Origin of the sequence: Aulosira sp. FACHB-615, assembly GCF_014698045.1 — a bacterium.
GTDB lineage: Bacteria > Cyanobacteriota > Cyanobacteriia > Cyanobacteriales > Nostocaceae > Nostoc_B.
Window position 1 is genome coordinate 223,425 of record NZ_JACJSE010000009.1, and the last position, 24,199, is coordinate 247,623.

Sequence of the window (24,199 nt, forward strand, 5' to 3'; positions counted from 1 at the left end):
TAGGAAGTCGCTAAGGACTCCCGAAGATAAGAGTCTATCCGCACTTAACAGATTTGGATCTTGTCAAAGTTGACTTGTCAAAACCCTGAATCTCAGTTTGGTGTTAGCTTTGGCAAATTAGCCATTAATAGAGATTAACTTCTTCCTTAAGAGCCTAAACTGCGATTGTCTTCATAAAACCACGCTGTTAAACTAATTTTACTTTAGTGAAACAAGCATGAATTTAAAAAACCTCATTAATTATGCTCGGTACTGTAATTAATATATAGTTTGATTAAGTGGTTTTTGCATAAATAATTACTAATCATTCAATTGACTTATCCTGGTATTAATTTTTTGTAAGAGTTCAGAAACCAGAATTAATGATTCAGAATACTGCATTCTTACATTTTTTGCGCTTTTAATCAGAAACATACAATAAAATAACAAATGTATATCATGGCTAGTTCACTACAGTTTCACTGTATAATTAACAGTCGTTGTGATGTACCTTTAAAGCTGAAAGAAACTTATCATCGTTCAGGAAGATGGTATCCAGAAGAAACTAATCAACCAAAAGATGTACCAGCAAAACAAGTTATTAAAGCATTTGCTTCATCTGGTCGTATAGCTTCTTCGTCAGGCACAGAAGGATATGTAATTTACCAATTGGGAAATGACTCAAATTCCTGGATAAAAATCTATTGGGATGTACCTTGGCTGACTGGCTCAAACAACAAATTTAAAGTAGAAACATCTCATGAAGACATCATAGTTCAGACCGATGGTTTTATCGGCTCTGGTTCAGTAGAAAATATTCTCTTAAAAGTAGTTGATTTAAGAGATTAAGCAAAGATAGCTAACAACTAGTTATTGCAAATATCAAAAAAAATTTCTAATGTCGCCATAAATTACCTATCTCTTATTGATGAGGGCTAAGAACTTAAATATGCAACTCCAAGAACTAACGACGAATAATATCAGTCCTCTGAATAATTGGGATGTAATTAGTAGAGGCTACAATATTTTAGAAGTTGACCCATTACATTTAGTTGATAATTCAGGTTTGAGAATGGTATTCGATTTAGAAGCTACTGTTCCAATCCTAGACGGTAGTGGAATCAAGTCCTCGGAAGTTTTGCATATTTCCGAAAGTAGTGGCTTATTAGATGCTACAACAACAGTAATCTTTTCTGCTTATGATATTCAATCTTTCTTACACCAAAATATCAACTTTAATATTAATGATTCCATAGGAGAATTATTTGCTTATAGCCGCAGTAGTACCTATGAAAATATCATTCAAGAAACAGAATATAACGATAATATTTTAATTTACACTAAAGTAAGTATCAATAATTATAGGCTTCAGATTGATAACGCTAAAACTCAAAAATTAAACAGCTATTTTCAGAAAATAGTAGCAGATATTTATCATAAATCATCTTTACTAATTAAAGAGTTTGGTACCCACTATGCCCATACAGTTTTTTATGGTGGACAAGCATATCATAAATTAATTTTTGCAAAAGAAGACTACATCTCAATGGTTGGGAATCATATCAATATCAAAGATGAAGCCCAATCTACTTTTGAGATTTTAAAAGCTGGAAAGTTGATTGCAACCGCCTCAAATTTAAATCAATTTTTTCGTAATCAAATTGAAAATCAAGATGAGCAAATAAATTATAGTAGTAGGACGCAATCTCAAAATTTTTATGATTGGGTTAAATCTGTAAAAACTGCTCCTGTACCAATTAAATTAGAATTATTACCCATCTATAATTTATTAACAAAAGAATATTTTCCTGAAGATAAAAATATTGAACAAAAACAAATATATCTCAAAAACGAAATAGATAAATACATCATCAATAATGGTCATAATCCATCACAATCCGTCATCCGATATGGTGATGAAATTGAAATGAGTATTACATCTGAAGGTCAGCCTCACTATCTCTGTCATACAGATAAAGTTCAATATACTAAGACTGAATCTGAGTTGCAATATCTCAGTGGTAATCACTTACAAAAATATAGATGGAAGATTCTTGCAACTAAGCAAGAAGATTTTAATCAACCAGTAAAAAATAATGATTTAGTTGTCCTGCAAAACCAAGCCTCGAACCTTTATTTAGATGCTAAATCAGGCAAAGATGAAATATACTTTCCAGGTGAGGGTTTAACTTCTGCCAATCAAAATAATCCTCAAGTAGTTAGTGCTAAATGGAAAGTTGATCAGCTGAATTTAGCTGAACGGCGAGAAGTAGTAGATGGAGATTATTTAAGATTACAAACTCAATGGAAAAATGATGACGATGAATATGGTTATTTAAAAGGAGAAACTAGCCTCACTACTGATGAAGAACAAAAAGAAAGAGTATTTTCTTTTGGCAAAGGTCGTCATCAAAGTGGTTGTTATTGGAAAATCAATAAAGTTGGGCATTGTAACAAATATACAGCAGCAACATCTAACAAAAATAAAAATCACAGAATTACTAAATCATTACAGTTATACTGCACAATTAATAACCGTTGTGATTTACCATTAAAACTGCAAGAATATCATTATGCGGAACAATGTTACCCAAATCATAAGTCTAGTCCACCAAAAGATGTCCCAGCAAAACAAGTAGTTCAAGTATTGGCGATGTCAGGTACAGAAGGCTATGTGATTTACCAACTGGGAAATGACCCAAATGCCTGGATAAAGATTTTTTGGGATCAAATTAGTGGATTTCAAGTAGAAACATTCCATGAAAATATTGTTGTTCAGTGTGATGGCTTTATTGGTTCAGCTTTGGTAGAAAACGTACTTCTGAAAATAGCTGATGTTAGATAGTATATTTACATAACATTTGCTCTATCCAATCAGCATTAAAGACAAATTGATAAATCCGGTTATGAATTCGCAGATTTCCTTGCTGCTTGACTACTAAACCTGATAAAAGCAGTTCTCTTTCTTCTAGGCTATCAACTGCAACAATTGTTCCTTGATGCCAAATTTCTCGATATAGGGTTAATCGGGTAACAGTTTGTGATTCAATATTAAGCAGGCGATCGCGGATAGTTTTTAAATGCTCAGGTTCGTCTTGAGCCTCCCAATTCTCAATCACTTGTGTTTGGACTAAGTTTTCTATCCAACTAGCTTCACTACCTTGGGGAATACTGGTTGAAGAATTACGAATGAGTTTACAGAGTTTTTGCGTCAGAAACGGTTGTCCACCTGTCCAAGCTAAAACTTCCTTTAGGACATTCTGAGCATTACCCACTCGTTCTGTTAATCCTTGTAGTAATGGTTGCGCTTCATGTAATTGAAAGCCACTTAATTGAATAGCTTGACCAATATTAAAGGGGGTGCGCTTCTTATCCAGAATTAATTGCGAAGGATGTGCTACTCCCAGCAACACAAAAGTCAGGCGTTGATATCTTGGCAAATCAGCTCGTTTATTATAAAAACTTCGCAATAGAATAAAGAAGTCATCGATCGCAAAATTCAAATTGAGCAGACTGTCAATTTCATCGATGAAAATCACTATGTTTTGTTGAATATTCTCCAATACTATTTCATCAATAAACTTACTCAAATGCTGTACTGGTGATAACAATTCATGTTCCCGCCACCAACTACGAATATTCACCTGAGCTAAAATATTTAAACTACTGGCTAACATATAGACAAAACCTGCATACCACTGCTCTAAAGTTAGCTGCTGATTTCCAATTTCGGAAATATCCATAGCCGCACAAGCAAAATTTTCTGCTTGTAGCCTTTTCATAATTTGGACTCGCAAGCTAGATTTACCCATCTGTCGAGCATTGAAAATATAACAAAACTCTCCTTGTTTCAAAGCTTTGTAAAGATGTCTATCAGCTTGGCGGACAACATAAGTGGGCGCATCTATGGGTAAACTTCCGCCTACTTGATATTCATAAGTAAGAGTTTGTTCTGTACTCCTTAATAAAGCATTTTCAATGACTAATTCAGCTTGAGTAGCTTTGAGAATATCTAAAGTTTGACTTAACTCCTTAGTTCGCTCCTGCACTTTAGCTTCTAAGTTACGGTTAGACTCTGCTAATTGTTCTGTGGCTTGTTGCAAAGCTGTATTTTTCTGAGCCAGTTCTTGGGTGAATTTAGCTCGCTCGGCTTCTGCCTGCTGGCGTTGTGTGATATCTTGAAAAGCTGCGATCGCATAAATAATTTCACCTTTATTATCAAAAATTGGCGTTGCTAACACCTCCAAAGGAACAACTTTATTCCCCTGCTCCAATTTCAGATCATCAATCACAATACTTTCACCATGTAAAGCTCTGATAATTGGCTGCGTCTCCGTCGGATAATGTTTGGCTGTACCTTGGAGATAAGCTTGATATATCTCAGTTAATTCTGTAGTTGGAGATTGATCAACAGCTAAAATTTTTCGTGCAGTTTGATTTGCATAATCAGCCTCTCCTTGGGGATCAACTACAAATATACCCACTGGAACAGCTTCCAAAATCTGGGTTAACTTTTTCTCACTCTCCCGTAACGCTTCTTCTGCTTGTTGACGCTCTTGAATTTCTTGCTTGAGATTTTGATAAAGTTGAGCATTTTGAATCGAAATTGCCGCTTGAGAAGATAAAATTTTCAATACTTCTAATCTTTCGGCAGTGAAAGCACCAACAGCCAAATTATTTTCCAAATACAATAAACCAAAAAGCTCACCTTGATGCAGAATTGGTGTGCATAATACAGATTTTGGTTGGTTTTGCAGTATATAAGTATCTGTAGTAAATATTCCCTCATGAACTGCATCAGTTAAAATCACATCCTCTTGAGTTCTCACTACATAATTAATTAAAGAATGCGGTAATTGTTGACTTGTTTCTGCCAGCAAAGATTCATAAACTACTACCTTGGAATTATCTACAACACCCTTCGCTTGAATTAATAGCTTTTCTTGCTGCTTTAAAATCAAAAACCCAGTTTGAGCGCCAGCATTCTCAATTACAATATTCATTAACTTTTCTAGTAAATTTTCTAAAATAATTTCACTAGCAAGTGTTTGAGAAGCTTTAATAATTGTTGTAGCATCTAATAATTGTGAACTACTACTAGTAGTAGAAGAAGTAGAAATATGATTTTTAGCTGATGTTAATTTTTTTTGGGAAACAAAGAGTATCTGTGAATATTTTGCTTCTAAATCTTTAACCTTAGCAATTGCACCCCAGCAGATATAACTATAGTGGGCTTTTGTCATATAAGTCCGGGCAATTTCTTGTCTGCCTAACCCTAAATAAAACTTAGCGGCTAATTCATAAGTCAGAGCTTCATCTTGAAGATATCCATTATGTGTAGCACCTGCAATAGCTAAATCATAAAGTTCCATTGCCGACAATGTTTTTCCCAATACCCTAGCTTTTTCTGCCTCGACTAATTGATATTTATGTAGATGATTCATCGGGGCATGTTCCGCCCAATATTTCATGATTTCTTGGTTTTTTTCTACTTGAATAATGTATGTTTCTTGTTCATGTATTTCCTGTTTTTGAGCCAATAACGCTAAAGAATAAAACCAGTTATGATATCTAAATAACACACTTGTTTGCATGAATAGACTATATTGGAATGTCAATTCTACAAACTCTAAACACTCGTCATATTTTTCAAATAAATAACATAGCCATACTTTATAAGCATAAACATCAAATAATGGCAAAGTATTTTTAGTAGATTTAACAGAATTAATAAATTCATCTTCATCTAAAATATCGCCAGTTAATTGCGTTTTGACCACAGATGAATTGCGTAAATTGTCTACTGTCTGAGCGCAGGTTTTAATGAGTCCTAGTTGATGTTTTTGTTCAAATTTACTGACAAACTCTATATATTCATTTTGAGTTTGGGCAACAGTATCTAAATGTTGTGCAGCAAAAAAGATATGACAACAATAAAAGTTAGCCGCATGGCAAGCATATTCAATATCTCCCACTTCTAAACCACTTTCAATTGCTTCATATATCGGATTGATAGTTGCTTGAATATGCTCTTTATGATGAGTCAAACTAATTGCAACTGTTAACAAAGATTGAGATTTATATTTTTTAGCATTTAATTGATCTAAGAGTTGCAGAGCCAACTGTCCCATCTGATAGCCTAAATTAATATCCGGCACTGACCAAGCCATCAATTGACCATAGGCGGCATAAGCAAATATACATGGTGGAGAATTGCCGTATTGTATCGAAAGCTCAATCATTGTGTGCAGAATGGGAATTGTGATGCTGCTTTCGGCAAAACAAGCAGGAGGCCAAAGCAACATTAAAATTTCCATTGCTGCTAATTTATATTTATCAGTCATCAGTGACAGGTGAGATAACTGCTCAATATCAATTGCTGGTGATGATTTTACTAAAGTAACACCCAGCATTTCTAAAAGTTGCTGACCAATATCTAAAACAATATCTACTTGATTTTTAGCTAAATAAATTTTAATTTTTAGTTGATAAAATTTCACCCCATCAAGAAGATGACTAATTTTTTTGATGGCTTGATTGCATAAAAATAAGGCTTGCTCTAAATTAATATTGATGTATTCTGCCTCTGCTGTTTCTAGATAAAAATTCCAAGTTAAGGTATATTGACTTGTCCAACTATCAGGACTTAGCAGTTGTAGACCAATATTTAAGTATTTCACAGCCGCTTCATAGGCTGTAGCGGCTTTTGCCTTTTGTCCAGCTAGGAGATTTAGTTGCGCTAATTCATCTTTTTCGATTTGTGTTTGTAGTAAATCAATGCCAAAATTCAATTGATTGACTAGGGCAAATATATTATCTTTTTGGGTTTCTGGTGAAGTATTTTTAAGGAGTAGTTTCCCAATTCTTAAATGAGTAGTTTTTCTTTTGGTTTCAGGAATTAGAGAATAAGCAGCCTGTTGCACTCGGTCATGTAAGAATTTATAATTAATTTTCGTATTGCTCAATTTCAGGAGATTTGATTCTTTCTCTTCAAAGACCAAAGGAATTTTATAATTGGAAGATAAGGGCAGAATCAAACCTGCTTGCAAAGCACTCCATAAATGATTAGCGGTGATAATCTCTGAATTGTCATGGACTGCTGATAAAACTTTTAAATTAAATTGATTACCAATACAAGCTGCCAACTGCAATAGTTTCTGTGTTTCTAATGGTAATTTACGAATATTTCTGGCAATTAATTCGACAATATTATAGTCAGTAATGCCTACTGTTTGAATTTCCTGAATATCCCAATGCCAACTGTCTGTAGCTACATGATATACCAAGAGATTTTCGCTATATAAACTTTTGAGTAATTGAGTTAAGAAAAATGGATTACCTTGAGTTTTATGAAAAACCAATTCGGCTAATAACTCAATTTTGTTAGTTATGCTCCCTTGATTTAATGTATCTTCTATCAGTTGTTGGATATGAGTCAGCAACAGAGGTTTTACCGTGATAGTATGCACCACAGTGTTTTTTTGCCGGATTTTTTGTAGCGTTTGAATAAATTTATGAGTCGGGCTAACTTCGTTATCGCGGTACGCACCGATTAAGAATAAATATCGGCTACTGTCATCTGTCATCAACAGCTTAAGTAATTTTAATGATGCAGAATCTGCCCATTGTAAATCATCTAAAAAAATGACTAATGGATGTTCTGGTTGACAGAAAACATTGACAAATTGTTGAAAAACGCGGTTAAATCGATTTTGAGATTCAATGGTACCCAATTTAGGGACATCTGGTTGTGAACCAACAATTAATGCGACTTCGGGAATCACATCAATCAGCACTTTACCATTAGCACCAAAAGCCGCTAATAACTTCTGTTGCCAAATTGCTATTTGCCGTTCATTTTCTGTTAAGAGTTGACGAATTAATTCTTGAAAAGCTTGAATGAAAGCTGCATAAGGAATATCTTGTTTAAACTGGTCAAATTTACCTGCAATAAAATATCCTCTGGCTGCAACAATTGGTTTGTGAACTTCATTAACAATCGATGTTTTTCCAATACCCGAATAACCAGAAACTAGCATCATTTCTGTTGCGCCTTGGCTAACTCGCTCGAAAGCATCCATCAATGTGCTAACTTCTGTTTCTCTACCATAAAGCTTTTGCGGAATTAACAGTTGATTACCGCGATCGCGCTGACCAGGTGTAAAATCTTTAATGTCTCCACCTGCTTGCAACTGTCTAAGACAAGTTTCTAAATCAAATTTCAACCCCTCTGGACTTTGATATCTATCCTCAGCGTTTTTCGCTAACAGTTTCATCACAATATCCGACACAGCCTGCGGAATGTGCTGATATTGCTTGGGTGGGATGGGTTTTTTGGCAATGTGACAATGAACTAACTCTAGTGGATCATGATTGGTAAATGGTAATTTACCTGTCAGCATTTCATATAAAGTCACACCCAAAGAATAAAAATCGCTACGATAGTCAATCGAGCGATTCATTCTCCCTGTTTGTTCTGGTGCGATATAGGCTAAAGTACCTTCTAATAAGTTAGGGTTGCCGATAGTCGGCTTTTCTAAAAATAGTCGGGAAGATAAACCAAAGTCAGTTAATTTTACCTGTTCACTTTCTACATTGATAATAATATTACTGGGCTTAATATCTTTATGAATAATTGCCGCTTTCTCTAAATCAATTAATGTTTCTGCTAAAGCGATCGCTATTTGTAAGCACTCTATAACTGTTAATTGCTTAGATATCAAAATTTGACTTAAAGATTGACCACCAAAATCTTCTAAAATCAGCGCAAAAGCATTTTGATATTTTTCTAATTTGTAAGCTTTAACAACTCGCTCACTTACAAAATCTTTGAGAATTCTATATTCATGGCGTAAGCGAGTAATTTCTTCTAATGTAGGATATTCCGACTTGAACAGTTTAATAATTACTGGCTGCTGTTGTCGTTTTTTTCTACCTCGATAAACAACTGTAGCTGTACCTTCATGGATTTTGTCTACAATGTCATATCCTGCTATTTGAATCATGATTTTGAGTTAAAATAAAAATATAATACAAGTATATATAGCAATCCTAAATAAGTCGTGAAAAACATAGACAGGACTTACGCAAAATTATGAAAAAACGAACCGCAAAGGGCGCAAAGGACACGAAGTTATAAGAGTTCGAGAGGGTTCTTGCGTAAGTCCTAATAGATATGGAAACGAACCGCAAAGAACGAGGCAGCGCGTTGGACGGGTTTCCCGGCTTGAAGCGACTGCCGTGCAAAGGACGCAAAGGTAAGAAAGAAGAAAAAGATATAGAAAATTTACAAATGATTTAGGACTGCTATATCTATACATATCTTGCATCTAGCCCCGACGAATGAAATTCGCGGCTATAAAAACAAAGTCCGCCTACGCGGACTACCATAAAATCACGGGTTATGTTGGAATATATGGGGTATTGGTATTATTCAGAATTGTGACTCCTAACTAAAAATTATTTACCCAAATAAGCTTCTAAAACTTGGGGGTTGGATTGAATTTCTGTGGGAGTTCCATCCGCTAAATTCTGCCCTTCAGCCAATACCCAAACCCGATCGCACAAGGACATAATTACGTCCATATTGTGTTCAATAATTAAAAATGTCAAACCTTCTTGGCGGTTCCAGTTAACAATGCGATCGCATATATCATCAATTAACCTGGGATTCACCCCGGCGGCTGGTTCATCCAACAAAATTAACTTGGGATTCGTCATCAACGCCCTCCCCATTTCTAATAGCTTGCGTTGTCCACCAGACAAACCCCCCGCATAGTCTTGGGCTTTATGCGCCAACCCCACAGACTCTAACAAAACCATTGCCCTCTCTTGCAATTCCTTTTCTTCTTTAGCGACTACGTGGGGTTGGAGTTGCACTTGCCAAAAACTTTCGCCTGTTTGTTTTTGCGCCGCCAATAGCATATTTTCTAACACCGACAGCCGCGAGAGAGTCCGCGCTACTTGGAAAGTCCGCACTAGTCCTTGCTGGGCGATTTGGTATGGTTGCAACTGCTGAATTTGTTCACCATCAAAAATTACTCTTCCTTTATCTGGGCGGATAAAGTTAGAAAGTAAATTGAATAAAGTAGTTTTACCCGCACCATTGGGGCCAATCAACCCAGTAATGCTACCTTTGAGAACTTCAATTTGTGCCTCATTCACTGCTTTGATACCGCCAAAGCTTTTGCAAAGTCCAGAGGCTGCTAATAGGGGAAGTGGCGGTGATTGGTTATTTACCAAGGGTGAGTTCCTCCTTTTTCCCTAAAATACCTTGAGGTCGCCAAATCATTAGCACCATTAAAATTAAACCAATGACCATAATCCGAAATGCACCCAGCCGCGCTTCATCTAAGGGAATGATTCTGGGTAGAACTTCTCTGGTAATGGAATCGTAGGCAAAGTAAATAACTGCACCTAAGATTGTGCCGATGTTATTCCCAGAACCGCCTAAAATTACCATAATCCAAGCGTCGAAAGTGAGTTGGGGCTGGAAGTTATCAGGATAAATGGCGCTTAACTGCCAAGCAAAGAACGCACCCGCCACACCTGCGATCGCACCGCCTAACATCAGAGATTGAATTTTGTACCAAAAAACATTTTTACCTAAAGCTTTCGGGATTTCTTCATCTTCGCGGATTGCTTTTAATACGCGACCCCAAGGCGATCGCAATAAAATTTCTAACCGCCAAAAAACAAACGCCAACACCAACAGCGACAACAACATCAAACCTGCTTTGGGGTTGTAGTTATACAAACCAATCACACCAGAAATATAAATTGCGGCTGTCAACAAACCCAAAACAATCCCCACACCTAAACGCGATGCTAATTCCTGCTTACTGCTGGTTTTTTTAGCAGTATCCGCCACCAATAATCTTTGGGCTGTGCGAATCCATCGCCACAATGTGAAAAAAGTTACAGCCGCCAATAAAGTCAGCAACCCAATCATCATCAAACGAACTACTAAATTAGGTGCTGTCGAGAATGGGATAACATAACTCTGCACCCCAAACGCCCCAGATACCCAAGTATCACCCACAGGTAACTCTTGGTTATTCACCACCAAGCGAATCAGTTCCCCGGTACCAATAGTGACAATCGACAGATAATCTTCCCGCAGGCGCAGAGTCGCAAAACCAATAATTAAACCCAACAAAGCCGCTACGATCGCACCAATCACAGCCGATATGATTAAAGGAACGCCTTTTAAACTTAACAATACTGTTGTGTAAGCTCCCAAGGTCATAAAAGCAATATGACCAAAGTTAATCAACCCCGTAAAGCCCCACTGTAAATTCAGCCCCAAACCAAACAGGGCAAAAATTGCCGTCGAAATCGCCAAAAAAATTAAATAATCAACCATAACAGTTAACAGTTAACAGTTAACAGTTAACAGTAAACGCTGAACAGTAGACAGGGAAAGGTAAACACTTTTCCACTGATTACTGATCACTGTCTACTGATTACTGTCTCAAGATACTACCTCTTCCCGTTCACCATTGCCAATTTTTGGGAACAATAGCCTTGACTTTTGGAACATAGTTTATTGATATATGAACTTGCTGCGTATAAGAATCCATCATTTAATCGAACAATTGAGTGACGAAGAACTCCAAAGCGTCTGGGAGAGTGTTCACGCTTTACATTGTGACTTTTATATGCTCAAAGCCATACAAAAAGTCAAGCGATCGCAGCAACCTTGGGATATTTTGACTCAGGAAGAAGCGATACAAATTTTAATGTTTTACTGATGCAGTGATAAAAAAGGGATTAGAGGCCAGAGATTAGTCCCTAGCTAACATCTTATTCCCCTAAACCCCTACACCCCTATCCCCTTATACCCTCAAAAGAGGTGATGCCTAGTGAGTGTGGAAATGCGCTATGCCAGGTCTTTTTTAATGGATCTGAAGAGTTTAGAACCTGCTGCTTATCAGCGAGTGTACGATTTTGTGTTTTTTGAATTTGGAGAAAAGTGGCAGTTGCATGGTCTTCCTGAACTGCGACAGCTAGACCATGAAGGCATTTTTCACCGTTTTACCTTGGATGATTATTTAATTGGGATTGAGATTCGGGGAGAAATTGTCAAGTTTCTGCGAGTCATACCTATGCCAGATGTTTAGGGCAGAGCATTGGCTCAACACTTAAAACTGTATAAGGCTAGGCAGGGATGCACCTGAGCTTACATTAAACTTGTCATGGAAAAACAACTTACCTGAGATTTCCCTATGGATGCGATAGCACTTTGGCAAAGATACCAAGATTGGTTATATTTCCACGAGGGATTGGGACTATATGTAGATGTAAGCCGGATGGGTTTTGATGATGCCTTCGTGGAGTCATTGCGTCCGAAATTTGACAAAGCATTTGCTGATATGGCGGAATTAGAAAAGGGTGCGATCGCCAATCCCGATGAAAACCGTATGGTTGGACATTACTGGCTGCGAAACCCTGATTTAGCACCCACGCCAGAACTCACCCAAGAAATTGTCCAAACACTCGAACAAATTGAAGCCTTCGCCGAAAAAATCCAAACCGGCGCAATTCATCCGCCCAAAGCTAATCGTTTCACTGATATCATCTCCATTGGTATTGGTGGTTCTGCCCTCGGCCCCGAATTTGTCGCCGAAGCCCTCGCCGCCGACTTTCCTCCCCTCAAAATTCACTTTATTGACAATACCGACCCCGCAGGTATTGACCGCGTTCTTAACCAATTACGCAACAACCTTGCCAGCACCTTAGTTTTGGTCATCTCCAAATCAGGCGGTACACCAGAACCCCGCAACGGTATGATTGAAGTTAAAAAAGCCTACGCTGGCCACAATCTCGATTTTGCTCAATATGCTGTAGCCATTACCAGTCCTGGCAGTAACTTAGATAAAGTTGCCCAGTCTGAAGGTTGGTTAGCCACATTCCCCATGTATGACTGGGTAGGCGGTCGTACCTCCGAAATGTCAACAGTGGGTTTAGTCCCAGCTGCACTGCAAGGCATCGATATACGTGCCATCCTTGACGGTGCTAAAGAAATGGATGATGCTACCCGCGTTGCTGATATCAAAAAGAATCCAGCCGCGTTATTAGCATTGTCTTGGTACTACGCTGGCAATGGTAAAGGCGAAAAAGACATGGTTGTTCTGCCTTACAAAGACAGCTTGGCACTGTTCAGCCGCTATTTACAGCAGCTAGTAATGGAATCTTTGGGTAAAGAAAAAGACTTAGACGGTAATATTGTCCATCAAGGTATTGCCGTTTACGGTAACAAAGGTTCCACAGACCAACATGCTTACGTCCAACAATTGCGTGATGGTGTACCAAACTTCTTTGCTACTTTGATTGAAGTTTTAGAAGACCGTCAAGGTCAATCCCCAGAAATCGATCCTGGCGTGACATCTGGCGATTATCTGGCTGGTTTCCTCCAAGGAACACGCAAAGCCCTTTATGAAAATCAGCGCGATTCAATTACTATAACGATTCCTCAAGTTAATGCCCGCACCGTCGGCGCTTTAATTGCCTTGTATGACCGTGCCGTTGGTTTTTATGGCAACTTAGTAAACATTAACGCTTATCACCAACCAGGAGTAGAAGCAGGTAAAAAAGCCGCCGCCGCTATTCTGGATTTGCAAACTAAAGTAGTTACTGTTTTGCAAAGTGAAAAAACACCCCTTTCCTTGTCAGAAATTGCCGAAAAAGTGGGTGCTAAAGAAGAAGTAGAAGCAATTTACAAAATTCTGCGTCACTTACACGCCAATCAACGGGGCGTAGTGTTGCAAGGCGATTTTGCTCAACCAAACAGTTTAAAAGCTTCTATTAGCTAATTTGTTCTAAAATTTCTAGCTCAACTACAATCAAGCATCCTGATCTGAAGTCATACCTTCAACGATCAGGATGCTTAATTGTATGGCAAATAATGAGTAATGAGTGATGAGTCGGAAATTTACTTATTACTCACTACTTATTACTCATTACTTACTTCAAAAGTGCTGAATCAAAAAGTACAAATTCCTAACCTCTAGCCTCTACTCCCTCGCCCCTTTCCTCACACCACACTCATCAACCTTTGAGTAAAGTAGCTCTTAGGTAAAAAGCAGCGATCTAGGAAAAATGGATTGAGGATATTTTCACTGACAAGATTATCAGATTTATGCACATGACAGAATGGTGGTACTATTCCCCAATCTTCGGCTAACCAAATCCAATATCCGATTTCAATTCTGCCGTAATTTGAAGCTGTGAAAATTTCTCCCACACTATTATTGAGAGATACTAATTCTGGCGAACATTTAACTTCAGTTAATAGCCATGCTAATTCTTCAATAGAAAAATGAAACCGATGCTCGGTAGCTATTTTAATAAACTGTTGTGGATTTTTAGCAGCTAGTAATTGTTCTTTTAAAGATGGGATTTTCTGTGCAGTATCCAACAAATCCCAAATTTGTTTTCTGGTAATTACAAACCATGCAACTGCTTCTTGAGTCAATTTGTACCCATTTTCTTTAGCCAATATCAGAAACTCTTCAATGCTATCGATTTTTTCTAGTTGAGTACTGAGAAAAAAATTCTGCTCTACTAGTGATAAAAAATCAATAATTTTCTGCCATGTAAAATGGTCAAATCTTGGCAGTAATTTGACCTTCTCCTTCCAATAGAAATACTTATCCTCGCTCAAGAATAAATTCCAGAGTTGATAATACATAATGTTATTGGTTTTAGTTTTAATAATTGTTAGGGATAATTACCAGTGTAATAAGTATAAGTTGAGTTTATCGACAGTATTAACAAAACTAATTTCTGTAAATGAAGTTACACAGTAGCTAAGTATAAATTTTTTGTAAATTTTAGAACAAGTTAACTTCATATTTACGGACACTACAATTTTTTGGGGACAGGCGATCGCTCTCCCCTCCATCCCTAATAACCTAAAAAAACCCAAAATTCCGTCTTTATCGAAGAATATAGACGTGTCAAACCCTGATATCCCTACACCATTTCTTAAAAGACCCTCTAGGCGGGTAAATCCGATTAATAGCAAGCAATGTAATTTTTTAGCCTATGAACAGAACTTAAATACGCAGAGATAATTGATTATTTTAAGGTAAATTCATATATAGGTATACTATAACTCTGTCATCTGCCATAACAACATTAGGACTTACGCATCAAAACGAAAAATCAAGGGTTTTGGTAAGGGTGTAGAGGTACAGGGGTATAGGGGTGTACTGATTCAAAATCCTTACACCCCAAACCCCACCCAATCTCCACAGATAATCTTTGTGCGTAAATCATGAACATATTTCTAGAGAGTGAGTGCTATTTCTCTCAAAGGCAGGAGTAAATACTGCAAAGATTCCTTGATAATTTTTACTATGAGCTTTTAATAAGCAAGTTAACAAATCTATTTAGTAAAAAATATAGGAGAGTCATTATTATGGTAAACGGCTTTTTTCAAAGAGCGAAAGAGTTTTTCACAGGCTCAAATAATAATGAGTTTGACCAAGAGACAGATAAAAGTAATGTGCGTCCAGATAGCGAAGATGATTATCTTGAGCCAGAAGACCAAATTTATGAAGGCTTAAGTCCAGCTAATCAAGAACCCTCTAGCGACACGCCTGATGAGTACAGCAATATTAGTCCAACTAGTGCAGACCCTTTTGGCGATCCGGCTGATGAATATGGACGCAAGTAATAACTAATGTCGTGACGATAGATTAAACTGGTGTTGATTTTAGGCGGTGGTATTGATTATCACTGCCTATTTTTTTGCACCACAGAGGCGCAGAGAACGCAGAGTTTTAATATTACTTGGGGTTGAGAAGAAAGTAGAGGCGATCGCCCTTACTTTTTTATAATAGGAAATGAATACATCATCCTATTAATATGGCTGAATCAACCGCAAAACAACCTGCACGCCAAGGCCGAATATTTCCCGAACGAACTTTATCACCTGAAGAATTAGCTAGACGCAAAGCAGAAGATGAAGCATTTTATCAGCGTTGTCGAGCAATTTTTGAGCGCGTGCGTCCTGAGTTGATTAAGGAACATTACGGTTGGTATATTGCAATTGAGCCAAATAGTGGTGATTATTTCATTGACCCTGAAAATATACAAGCGCATAAAAAAGCATTAGAAAATTACCCAAATGCTGACCACTGTGTTTTTTGCATAAACGAAACAGGAAGCACTGGCAGAATATGATTCAGGGCAGCTTTGGAGAAAATGGGCAACTATTTTTTGTGATTGAGTTAATTACTGAAGATGGGTTAAATTTACCTGTAGATACCATGTTAGATACTGGCTTCACAGGCTTTTTAGCTCTAAACCAGCAAGATATAGAGAGTTTAGGCTGGTCTTATCTTGGTAGAGATACTTTACGAACTGCACAAGGCGAAACCTCATTCAAGGTATATTTAGGAAAGTTAATATTAGACGAAAAAGAGTATGAAATCCCTGTGTATGCAGGGGATGAGATTACAGAATTTTTGTTAGGTTCAGAGTGGTTAAAAATCTTGCCATTGCTTGTTAATTATCAAGCCGGCATTTTGACCTTGGGATAAAAGAGATGTTTGAAAGATAATGGTTACTATAGCAATCTTATTTGATTGGTGAGAATCGAGAGGCTCAGATCCCCGACTTCTTCAAGAAGTCGGGGATCTTTGGGTTCACAAATGATTTAGCAATGCTATATAGCATTTAGCTATCTTGAGTATATTTGTAACTCACGCAGAAAATAAAAGCGATCGCTCCTCCAATCCGTTCCTTTTTCTCTACCTAAATAGCCTGTTAACGGTGAAGAAAGTTCTATCAAAATTTCGTGCATTTCTTCGGTTTTGATTGGACGTGGTGGATTCGAGCCAAAATAAGCACCATGTAAAGCGTCTACACCTGCGGATTCTGTGCCTGAATTGTGTAAATAGTTTTTAACTAAGTTAACTAAGTGCGATCGCAATTTTATGGATTGTTCTACTTTTTCAAGATAATTATTGACTTTTTCTTCTGCTAAACCAAAAGGAGCTTGTTGTAAACATAGTTTTAGCTCTAATAAATTAATAGAGTTTTTATAATATGTTTGCAGTTCAACTAATTTTTGTAGAGTCTCAGGACTAATAACGTTCATATGATTTTCGGTTGCTGTTCTCAATGCGTAACTATTTAGTTCTCCAGCCGCTACGATTAATTTAATAGAATTATCATACTGAAATTTACCTAAATGGTTCATACCTATTTTGAGCAATTGAGCCGGAGTACCATCAGGAACTTTCTCAGTTTTAGTTGCTTTACACTCTCCTACCATTGAGAAAGGGTTTTCAGTGTAAAAATCCATTCCTCCAGCTCCACCAGTTGCATCTGGATTAAGCCCTAAACCAGTAAAACCTAATTTTATCAGTCCACGACGTACTAGCTTTTCAAATTGATGACCATCACTAGAATTACCAACTTCAGCAATTTTTTTAATCCAAGTTAAGTCCGTATCTAAAATCTGATGAGATTGATAAATATTCCACCCTAAAAATACTTTAATCTCATCATCTAGATTTTTCGCGGCTGGGTTAGTAATTGCTATCGAAGCTAATGCACTTTGCAATTCTTGTAATTCAGGGTGTAGAGGTGGTTCTAACTTTTCTAGTTGCTGTTTGCGTTGGGTAAAAGTGCGATCGCTTAATACTGGTAATTCTTCAGTTACAGTTATAGAAGATTGTGAACTAACAAATTTACCTAGTTTATCTTGAATATTTGAGTTAACTGCAAATTCTTGATAACTAGCTAAATTATACACACGTAAATAAGCTAGAAAAATATGCTGCTGCTGTTTGATTATCTCCTTTAAAGCTTCTGGAGAAAAGATGGTTAATTGAGACAAAATATCTAATGGCTTAGTTTCATCTAAAATTTGGCAAAGTTCACATCTTGCCCAAGCTTTAATATTAGATGTATGAGTAGCATCCAGATTACTAACAGGTAAGATATTGACCCGATAGTATTTCTCAAATGGTAATCTAATAGGTAAACTTTGTGCTGGATAAAGAGCAAATCTCTGCCCAGGACGAATAAACATCTTGGGCATAGCTGCTATTGTTTGCCCCTGTATTAAAGCTTCAATTTCAGGGGCAGGTAAACACAAAGCTGTTGGCAGTGAAAACAGCTTATTCATGCTTTATTAGTTATAGAGTTAGTTGTATATTATCAGCGATAGAAATGCTTTGAGGTATTCTCATAGGCAATTCATCATCAGTCAAATTATCTGGTTCTTGACCAGAAGGATCACTGAGTATTTCTCGAATCAAAGGATTGTTGATTGCTAATTGTTGCTGCTCAATAAAATCAAATACTTGTTCTTCTGTTAGTTCGTAGCTTTCGCTGTTGTACCAAACAAAATAGATAGCTAATAGAGCTTTAACATCTTGACTTTGAAAGCCTACCCATTCTCCACCTTTATCTTGTAAAAGTACTCTCAAACGTTCTCTAGCTAATGCAGCATTTGGGCTAATTGTTTTAGAACGAACTAGGCAACCGCGAGTTAGGTCAAATCTTTTGTAGTCGATTAGTCTATCTAATGCAGCACCTATAAACCTACCATCTTTCTGAACTACACTTACTCCAATTCTCACTTTCCTATTATTACCGATAACTTTGAAATCAATAAATCTGTCACCTGATGCACCAGTTTCAATACCAGATAAGTCCTCAATGGCTTCAATGGCAATTTCTTCTACAGTTTTATCAACCAAGCTCACAAAAGCCAACCAGATAGCATCACTAATAGTTGTAGCTTCTTCCATTAATGAATCAATAGAAGCTTCTACGTTCGATAATTCATTATCGAAATATGCTTTAACTGGGTGTGGAGTGATTATTGGCTCGGATTCTGTATCTATAGAATTTTTATCTATTTTTCCACCATTATTAATAATAGGTGTATTAATTACAAAATTGTCTGCACACCATTTTAAAACTGACCTTAAAGTTGGTCTTCCTTTCCCAAGTTCTTTAAGTTTATTTTCATCAAATGGATAAAGAGGATGTGGTGGATTTTCTTGATTATCTTGGTAAAAATCTTTTAGCCATGCTTGGACAAGAGCAAGCACATTATCAGAATTAAGATAATTTAATGCTATCGGTTGCCTGTCAGATTTTTCACTTGCCAATCTATCAATTACTGCATCAGCCTGTGGTAGTGTTCTAATTTGCTCATTCCATGTTTCGGGATACATTGATAGTAATAAAACACCTCTTTTGAGACTGTTGTACAAGTCCTTGACTAAGTTAGCGACAATTTGAGGTGCGGTAAATCCTGTGTCGGAAATATCTGCAATATCTAATTCATCGAAACAGATTACGGGAACTTTATAATTGCTAGTTATATCTAATATTTGGCGTACATTACTTAAAGCCTCAGCTTCTTTATCATCATTTTTGGAGTTTGGCAGACCTAGAGAATCAGCTTGTATTTGTGTAATTTCTAAACCTGATAACCAATAAGTTGCATACTGAGCATGTGGATTAGAAAGTGTCCACAGAATAGCTCGAATAATATAGGGGTTAGTAATCTCAGGCTTAATTTTCAGAACTGCTTCTGTTAAATCATCAATTATCCTTGGTGAATTTTTTAACAAATTTGGGTAGCCATTGATGTATTGCCGTGGGGTATAGTTACATTTCTTCGCTTCATTAATTAAAGCTGCTGCTATTTCTTGCCACTGCATCAAATCTTGACTGCCAAAAGCTCTCAGGCTAGAAGCAACAGTTTGCAAAAATTGAGATTTAATCTGATTCAGATTGTCATACTTACCCATGTAGATAAATAAAGCTGTATTTTCTGCTTGTAAGCGATGGCGAATGCGACTAATAATATGGCTCTTACCCAAGCCTTTTTCAGCAGTCATAGTAATGCCTACAGTCTCACGTTTTCCTTGGCGGATCTGTTCAACTGCATTAAACACTGCATCAGAAGCATGAGCATTAATTGATGAAACATCAGGATAACTTTTTCCCCATATTTGTTGCGGTCTGACAACAATATGTCCGGCGAATGGATTTTTATTTCTAATCAGTTCATCAATGGTAGATGTGGTAGCAATCATAGTTTTTGAGATGATATTTATTGAGTGAGGAGTACAAAAAATTTATGCTTTCAACAGTCTGGCGTAACAGCGTAATCCATCTAAGACTGTGGTGATAGAATCTTCTATCTTGTCTGGTGCGCTATCTTCTACACTTCCGCCTTGTAGTTGCAAAATATCGTCAGCTTGCATTTCTAGCAGCCAATCATTAAATTCTGTACGGCTTAAGCGATCGCCTACTTGTCTTCTAATCCGATAAATTGGAACTAGATGATTGAAGTTGTATTCATAATTCAATTTGTCGTAGACTTCCAGCACGACTAACTTAAATTCTTCGTAGGAAGCGATCGCACCCTTGTTAGGTTTTTCTGGTGCGGGTGTACTAGTAACTGTGCTATTAATTCCACCAATCCATTTAACTAGTGCATTTGCAGTCCAACTCCCAACAATAGTTCCATCAAATCTAAATTCGGAACTTCTCAAACCCTCGCCTAGAACTTCTAAACCCTTGGGAGAAGCAAGAGAATAGCCAGTTTTGGAAATTGCGATCGCGCCTTGCTTCCGTAATTCCTCGAATACACTTTGGTAATCTGCTGCTTTTTTACCTTTGGAAACAATACGCTTAGTCAATAAGCCTTTTTTTACTTCCTGCTGCACTCCTCCCAAATCCCACAAAGCCAAAAGGAGGCGAGTTTTCGTCTGAGCTATATTTGTTGGCATATTGAGTATTTTTTCTGACAAAAAACATCGTAGCGACTGTTTCTTTTTAAATGATTCCAAGCGTAAAAAATAACCGCGTAATTGCTGAATATTGACACAGAATATCCCTGACTTATAAAAAAAGTCGGGGTTCTGAGCAAGATTTTTATAAATTAAATAATATTGTTATATGCGTCAATCAAATTACAGTTCTTAAAAGTTATTCATTAGAATAAATACTTTAGACGAATATGTTACCGAGAAATATGAAACAAAATTATGAAATTGCAGCTAATATCTCTTGCGATCGCTCGATATTTTTCCGCACAGATTTAGCAGAATTATGCAAAGCTGCTATTTCACTTTCACTTAAATTCAATTCCAAAATACTTTCAATTCCACCGCAGCCTAAGCGACAAGGCACACCAATTACCACATCTTTTAAACCATATTCGCCTTCTAAATAAACTGCAATTGGCAATAGCCGCGATTGATTTAATAATATTGACTCAACCATCATACTTGTCGCCGATGCAGGGGCGAAAAATGCGCCACCTGTTTGAATTAATTCAACAATTTCTGCACCACCATTGCGGGTTCTTGCTATTAAACTTTCAATGGTAGCTGCGTCTAATAATTCTGTAATGGGAATGCCGTTAACGGTGGCATAACGAGACAATGGAACCATTAAATCACCGTGGCTACCTAATACCATCGCCTTCACATCCGCAGGTAAAACACCCAATTCTAAAGCGATGAAAGTTTCAAAGCGGGCTGAGTCTAACACGCCAGCCATACCCATAATGCGATCGCGTGGTAAACCTGTGGCTTGCCAAGCTAAATAAGTCATCACGTCTAAAGGGTTGGTGACGACGATAAAAATTGCATTGGGCGAATGTGCGATCGCGTTTTTTGCCGCTTCGACGACAATCTTGGCATTAGTTCTCAGCAAATCATCCCGACTCATTCCCGGTTTGCGCGGTAACCCAGCCGTAATCACCACAATTTCAGAATTAGCCGTATCAGCATAATTATTCGTCCCGATAATCTGGCGGTTATGCAGTTCTATTCCTCTGGCTTCCATTAAATCCAGTGCCAAACCTTGTGGCATACCCTCAACAATATCGACTAAAACCACATCTGCTAAATTCTTCTCAGCAATGCGTTGGGCGAGAGTACTACCAACTCTACCAGCACCAACAATGGTGACACGCGGTAAATGGCAAGGAATCGGGGAAAACATAATTAATTTGTAATTTTAGGTTTTAGATAATCCAAAAATACCTTTCTATCCCTCACTCCTGGATAAACTGCGATCGCCAGTTTGTCACACCCAGTATTTTGGCAATATTTTAGCGCAGAAGTTCTGTAAAAATTCAAAAGTCAGAACTGATGATTCTCAATTCTGACTTCTGGATGATATGTAGTAATCTTCAATGATTTATCAACATCTTGACCAATTTCTGCACGAGCAGAGTGTCTGCCTAAACAGGACTTACACACCACAATTGTCTGTGGGGATTGGGTGTAAGGGTTTTGAATACTTACACCCTTATACCCTTTCACCCCTGCACCCTTTACTAAAACCTTATTTTTTCGTTTTTTTAGATAGATTACACCAAATTAAAAAATGATTGCGACAAATGGATGGCTCAAAAGCTTACCAATCAACCCCTACCCAATCCAAAATCTAAAATCTAAAATCCAAAATGGTATAAGTCGTAGTAAGGGAGGACGCAAGAAATCCACTACTGCGTTTTCTGTTGGACAGGAAGCCTACACGCTCTCCGCCAGGTCAGTGTAGGTAGTTCACACCCAAAATATCGATAAAAAAAGAGGTCTTTTTTGACCTCTTGGGAACTCCCTACAATAAAGTTCTATTTGTATAGATGAATTAGGACAGCCCAGCGTTGGTACCTTGCTTGCCAGTTGCCAGTTCCACTTTAACGATTTTGCCACCCATTTTTTGAATCCGTTGCTGTTCGCGGAACCAATTTTCGTAAGGAACCAATTTGGTGAAATAGGTATTTTGTAGTTCGCGTTGAGTACGAATCCGGGTTTGGCTTGGAACGCAAGCAGTAATTTTAAACAACCGCGCCATGTTATGAATCTCCTGTGGTGAGTGTGAAAACTTTTTTTATCTCAAAATGAAGCGGGAGTATATTTTTTAGACAAATCTTTAATTAATCTTTCCAAGGCTGGAAATCAAACATCAATACTAGACCACTAACACTCATCATAATCTATGCAATTGCAATAAGCGACAAGACGTTCTAGCACTCACAGTTGATTTCCAGACCTTAATAAAGCTGCACCTAATGACTTAGATGCCAACTAGCTCTTAGCTCAAGCCAGAGGAGATGTAGTCTAAGTAAACGCCCATTTCTTTACCAGCGTCGGGGCCGACTAAGCTGGCGGTTACTTCTTTGATTGCTTGGATAGCTTGTACAGTAGCGCCTACGGGTACACCCAAGGAGTTGTAGGTTTCTTTCAAGCCGTTTAATACACGCTCATCCAGGATGGAAGGATCGCCAGCTAACATAGCGTAGGTAGCGTAGCGGAGGTAGTAATCCAAGTCACGGATACAAGCAGCGTAACGACGGGTGGTGTACATGTTACCACCGGGACGGGTGATATCAGAGTACAACAGAGATTTAGCAACAGCTTCTTTAACGATCGCAGCTGCGTTTGCGCTGATGGTGGTAGCTGCACGAACGCGCAGTTCACCAGTTGCAAAGTAGGCTTTTAACTTTTCTAAAGCACCTGTATCGAGGTATTTACCTTGAACGTCCGCAGAGTTAATGACAGCGGTAATTGCGTCTTGAGCCATTTTGTTAATTCCTTATTTTCAACCGTATTGCAACAGTTTGTGTCAGCAGGGAAAAAGCTTTACCCTACGCCAATGAACCTACTACGTAGTCAAAGTAAGAGCCAGCTTCAGAAGCGTCTTCAGCAGACAACAGGGTAGAAGCAGCATTTTTCAGTGCAGCAACACCTGCGGAAACAGCATCAATAGGAGTACCTAAAGACTTGTACATTTCACGAACGCCGATGATACCGATTTCTTCGATGGGTGTAACGTCACCAGCAACGATTCCGTAGGTGATGAGGCGTAGGTAGTAGTCTAGGTCGCGTAAGCAGGTAGCTGTCAATTCTTGACCGTAAGCGTTACCACCAGGAGATACAACATCAGGACGCTTTTGGAACAAGCTGTCGCCAGCTTGCTTAACTAGACGCTCACGGTTGTCGGTTAAAACTTGAGCGATGCGGAGGCGTTGTGCGCCACCAGAAACAAAAGCCTTGATGCGATCTAATTCGCCAGGGCTGAGGTAGCGAGCTTCTGCATCAGCATTCACGATGGACTTCGTGACGATACTCATTAATGGATTCCTCCAGTACTAATGAAACCAGGATATGAAACTGGTGCGATTTTAATTTCGGTTGAATGGTAGCTACGTCCTCTCGTT

General features: G+C 37.8%; 20 protein-coding genes. 9 read left to right on the forward strand and 11 right to left on the reverse strand.

The genetic code is table 11. The features are described 5' to 3' along the window. The first annotated feature begins 438 nt into the window (after nucleotides 1–438). Complete coding sequence (locus tag H6G77_RS17250) at nucleotides 439–828, forward strand: aegerolysin family protein (protein WP_190593227.1); 390 nt, start codon at nucleotides 439–441, stop codon at nucleotides 826–828. Nucleotides 829–928: 100 nt separating this feature from the next. Then, nucleotides 929–2,824: an MAC/perforin domain-containing protein gene (locus H6G77_RS17255; RefSeq protein WP_190593226.1), complete on the forward strand. Its 1,896-nt coding sequence runs from the start codon at nucleotides 929–931 to the stop codon at nucleotides 2,822–2,824. On the opposite strand, the gene H6G77_RS17260 is transcribed toward H6G77_RS17255, so the two are convergent. After that, nucleotides 2,817–8,984, reverse strand: a complete 6,168-nt coding sequence (locus H6G77_RS17260) for an AAA family ATPase (protein WP_190872212.1) — start codon at nucleotides 8,982–8,984, stop codon at nucleotides 2,817–2,819. The genes H6G77_RS17255 and H6G77_RS17260 overlap by 8 nt on opposite strands. A gap of 170 nt (nucleotides 8,985–9,154) precedes the next feature. Between H6G77_RS17260 and H6G77_RS36265 the strand changes: the two genes are divergently transcribed. Then, entirely contained in the window at nucleotides 9,155–9,280 is a 126-nt protein-coding gene (locus tag H6G77_RS36265) for a hypothetical protein (protein ID WP_277880578.1), read from the forward strand. A 158-nt stretch (nucleotides 9,281–9,438) separates the two neighbouring features. Here H6G77_RS36265 and H6G77_RS17265 read toward each other — a convergent pair whose 3' ends face one another. Together H6G77_RS17265 and H6G77_RS17270 are read right to left on the reverse strand one after the other, a co-directional pair. Next, entirely contained in the window at nucleotides 9,439–10,221 is a 783-nt protein-coding gene (locus H6G77_RS17265; RefSeq protein ID WP_190593224.1) for an ABC transporter ATP-binding protein, read from the reverse strand. Beyond that, nucleotides 10,211–11,344, reverse strand: a complete 1,134-nt coding sequence (locus tag H6G77_RS17270) for a branched-chain amino acid ABC transporter permease (RefSeq protein ID WP_190872213.1) — start codon at nucleotides 11,342–11,344, stop codon at nucleotides 10,211–10,213. The genes H6G77_RS17265 and H6G77_RS17270 overlap by 11 nt, the downstream gene beginning before the upstream one ends. A gap of 190 nt (nucleotides 11,345–11,534) precedes the next feature. Here H6G77_RS17270 and H6G77_RS17275 point away from each other — a divergent pair, with 190 nt between their 5' ends. The 3 genes from H6G77_RS17275 to H6G77_RS17285 all read left to right on the forward strand — a co-directional run bounded on the left by H6G77_RS17275 (nucleotide 11,535) and on the right by H6G77_RS17285 (nucleotide 13,793). Further along, nucleotides 11,535–11,732 (forward strand): hypothetical protein, encoded by a 198-nt coding sequence (locus tag H6G77_RS17275; protein ID WP_190593222.1) that lies wholly within the window; start codon nucleotides 11,535–11,537, stop codon nucleotides 11,730–11,732. Nucleotides 11,733–11,843: 111 nt separating this feature from the next. Continuing rightward, complete coding sequence (locus H6G77_RS17280) at nucleotides 11,844–12,101, forward strand: hypothetical protein (protein WP_062296559.1); 258 nt, start codon at nucleotides 11,844–11,846, stop codon at nucleotides 12,099–12,101. Between the two features lie 105 nt (nucleotides 12,102–12,206). Then, nucleotides 12,207–13,793, forward strand: a complete 1,587-nt coding sequence (locus tag H6G77_RS17285) for a glucose-6-phosphate isomerase (RefSeq protein WP_190593221.1) — start codon at nucleotides 12,207–12,209, stop codon at nucleotides 13,791–13,793. A 221-nt stretch (nucleotides 13,794–14,014) separates the two neighbouring features. Here the strand turns inward: H6G77_RS17285 and H6G77_RS17290 are convergent, their stop codons facing one another. Next, the gene (locus tag H6G77_RS17290) at nucleotides 14,015–14,671 is read right to left on the reverse strand and encodes a Nif11-like leader peptide family natural product precursor (RefSeq protein WP_190593220.1); all 657 of its coding nucleotides are present in this window, start codon (nucleotides 14,669–14,671) and stop codon (nucleotides 14,015–14,017) included. A 732-nt stretch (nucleotides 14,672–15,403) separates the two neighbouring features. Between H6G77_RS17290 and H6G77_RS17295 the strand changes: the two genes are divergently transcribed. From H6G77_RS17295 to H6G77_RS17305, 3 genes are all read left to right on the forward strand, one after another. Beyond that, nucleotides 15,404–15,661, forward strand: coding sequence for a translation initiation factor (locus H6G77_RS17295; protein WP_190593219.1), 258 nt, complete (start codon nucleotides 15,404–15,406; stop codon nucleotides 15,659–15,661). 191 nt (nucleotides 15,662–15,852) lie between these two features. Beyond that, nucleotides 15,853–16,170 carry a hypothetical protein gene (locus H6G77_RS17300; protein WP_190593218.1) on the forward strand — a complete coding sequence of 106 codons (318 nt, stop codon included), beginning with the start codon at nucleotides 15,853–15,855 and terminating at the stop codon, nucleotides 16,168–16,170. Beyond that, entirely contained in the window at nucleotides 16,167–16,529 is a 363-nt protein-coding gene (locus H6G77_RS17305) for an aspartyl protease (protein ID WP_190593217.1), read from the forward strand. Before H6G77_RS17300 ends, H6G77_RS17305 begins: the two co-directional genes overlap by 4 nt. A gap of 140 nt (nucleotides 16,530–16,669) precedes the next feature. Here H6G77_RS17305 and H6G77_RS17310 read toward each other — a convergent pair whose 3' ends face one another. The 7 genes from H6G77_RS17310 to apcA all read right to left on the reverse strand — a co-directional run bounded on the left by H6G77_RS17310 (nucleotide 16,670) and on the right by apcA (nucleotide 24,112). Beyond that, the gene (locus H6G77_RS17310) at nucleotides 16,670–18,124 is read right to left on the reverse strand and encodes a DUF1802 family protein (RefSeq protein ID WP_190872214.1); all 1,455 of its coding nucleotides are present in this window, start codon (nucleotides 18,122–18,124) and stop codon (nucleotides 16,670–16,672) included. Nucleotides 18,125–18,134: 10 nt separating this feature from the next. Next, complete coding sequence (locus H6G77_RS17315) at nucleotides 18,135–20,054, reverse strand: hypothetical protein (RefSeq protein WP_190872215.1); 1,920 nt, start codon at nucleotides 20,052–20,054, stop codon at nucleotides 18,135–18,137. A gap of 42 nt (nucleotides 20,055–20,096) precedes the next feature. Beyond that, complete coding sequence (locus tag H6G77_RS17320) at nucleotides 20,097–20,753, reverse strand: hypothetical protein (RefSeq protein WP_190872216.1); 657 nt, start codon at nucleotides 20,751–20,753, stop codon at nucleotides 20,097–20,099. Between the two features lie 256 nt (nucleotides 20,754–21,009). Then, the gene (mdh, locus tag H6G77_RS17325; protein WP_190872217.1) at nucleotides 21,010–21,975 is read right to left on the reverse strand and encodes a malate dehydrogenase; all 966 of its coding nucleotides are present in this window, start codon (nucleotides 21,973–21,975) and stop codon (nucleotides 21,010–21,012) included. A 651-nt stretch (nucleotides 21,976–22,626) separates the two neighbouring features. Further along, nucleotides 22,627–22,833 (reverse strand): phycobilisome linker polypeptide, encoded by a 207-nt coding sequence (locus tag H6G77_RS17330; protein ID WP_015114200.1) that lies wholly within the window; start codon nucleotides 22,831–22,833, stop codon nucleotides 22,627–22,629. 240 nt (nucleotides 22,834–23,073) lie between these two features. Next, the gene (gene apcB, locus H6G77_RS17335) at nucleotides 23,074–23,562 is read right to left on the reverse strand and encodes an allophycocyanin subunit beta (RefSeq protein ID WP_190593212.1); all 489 of its coding nucleotides are present in this window, start codon (nucleotides 23,560–23,562) and stop codon (nucleotides 23,074–23,076) included. 64 nt (nucleotides 23,563–23,626) lie between these two features. Further along, the gene (gene apcA / locus H6G77_RS17340) at nucleotides 23,627–24,112 is read right to left on the reverse strand and encodes an allophycocyanin subunit alpha (protein ID WP_190593211.1); all 486 of its coding nucleotides are present in this window, start codon (nucleotides 24,110–24,112) and stop codon (nucleotides 23,627–23,629) included. Nucleotides 24,113–24,199 lie beyond the last annotated feature (87 nt).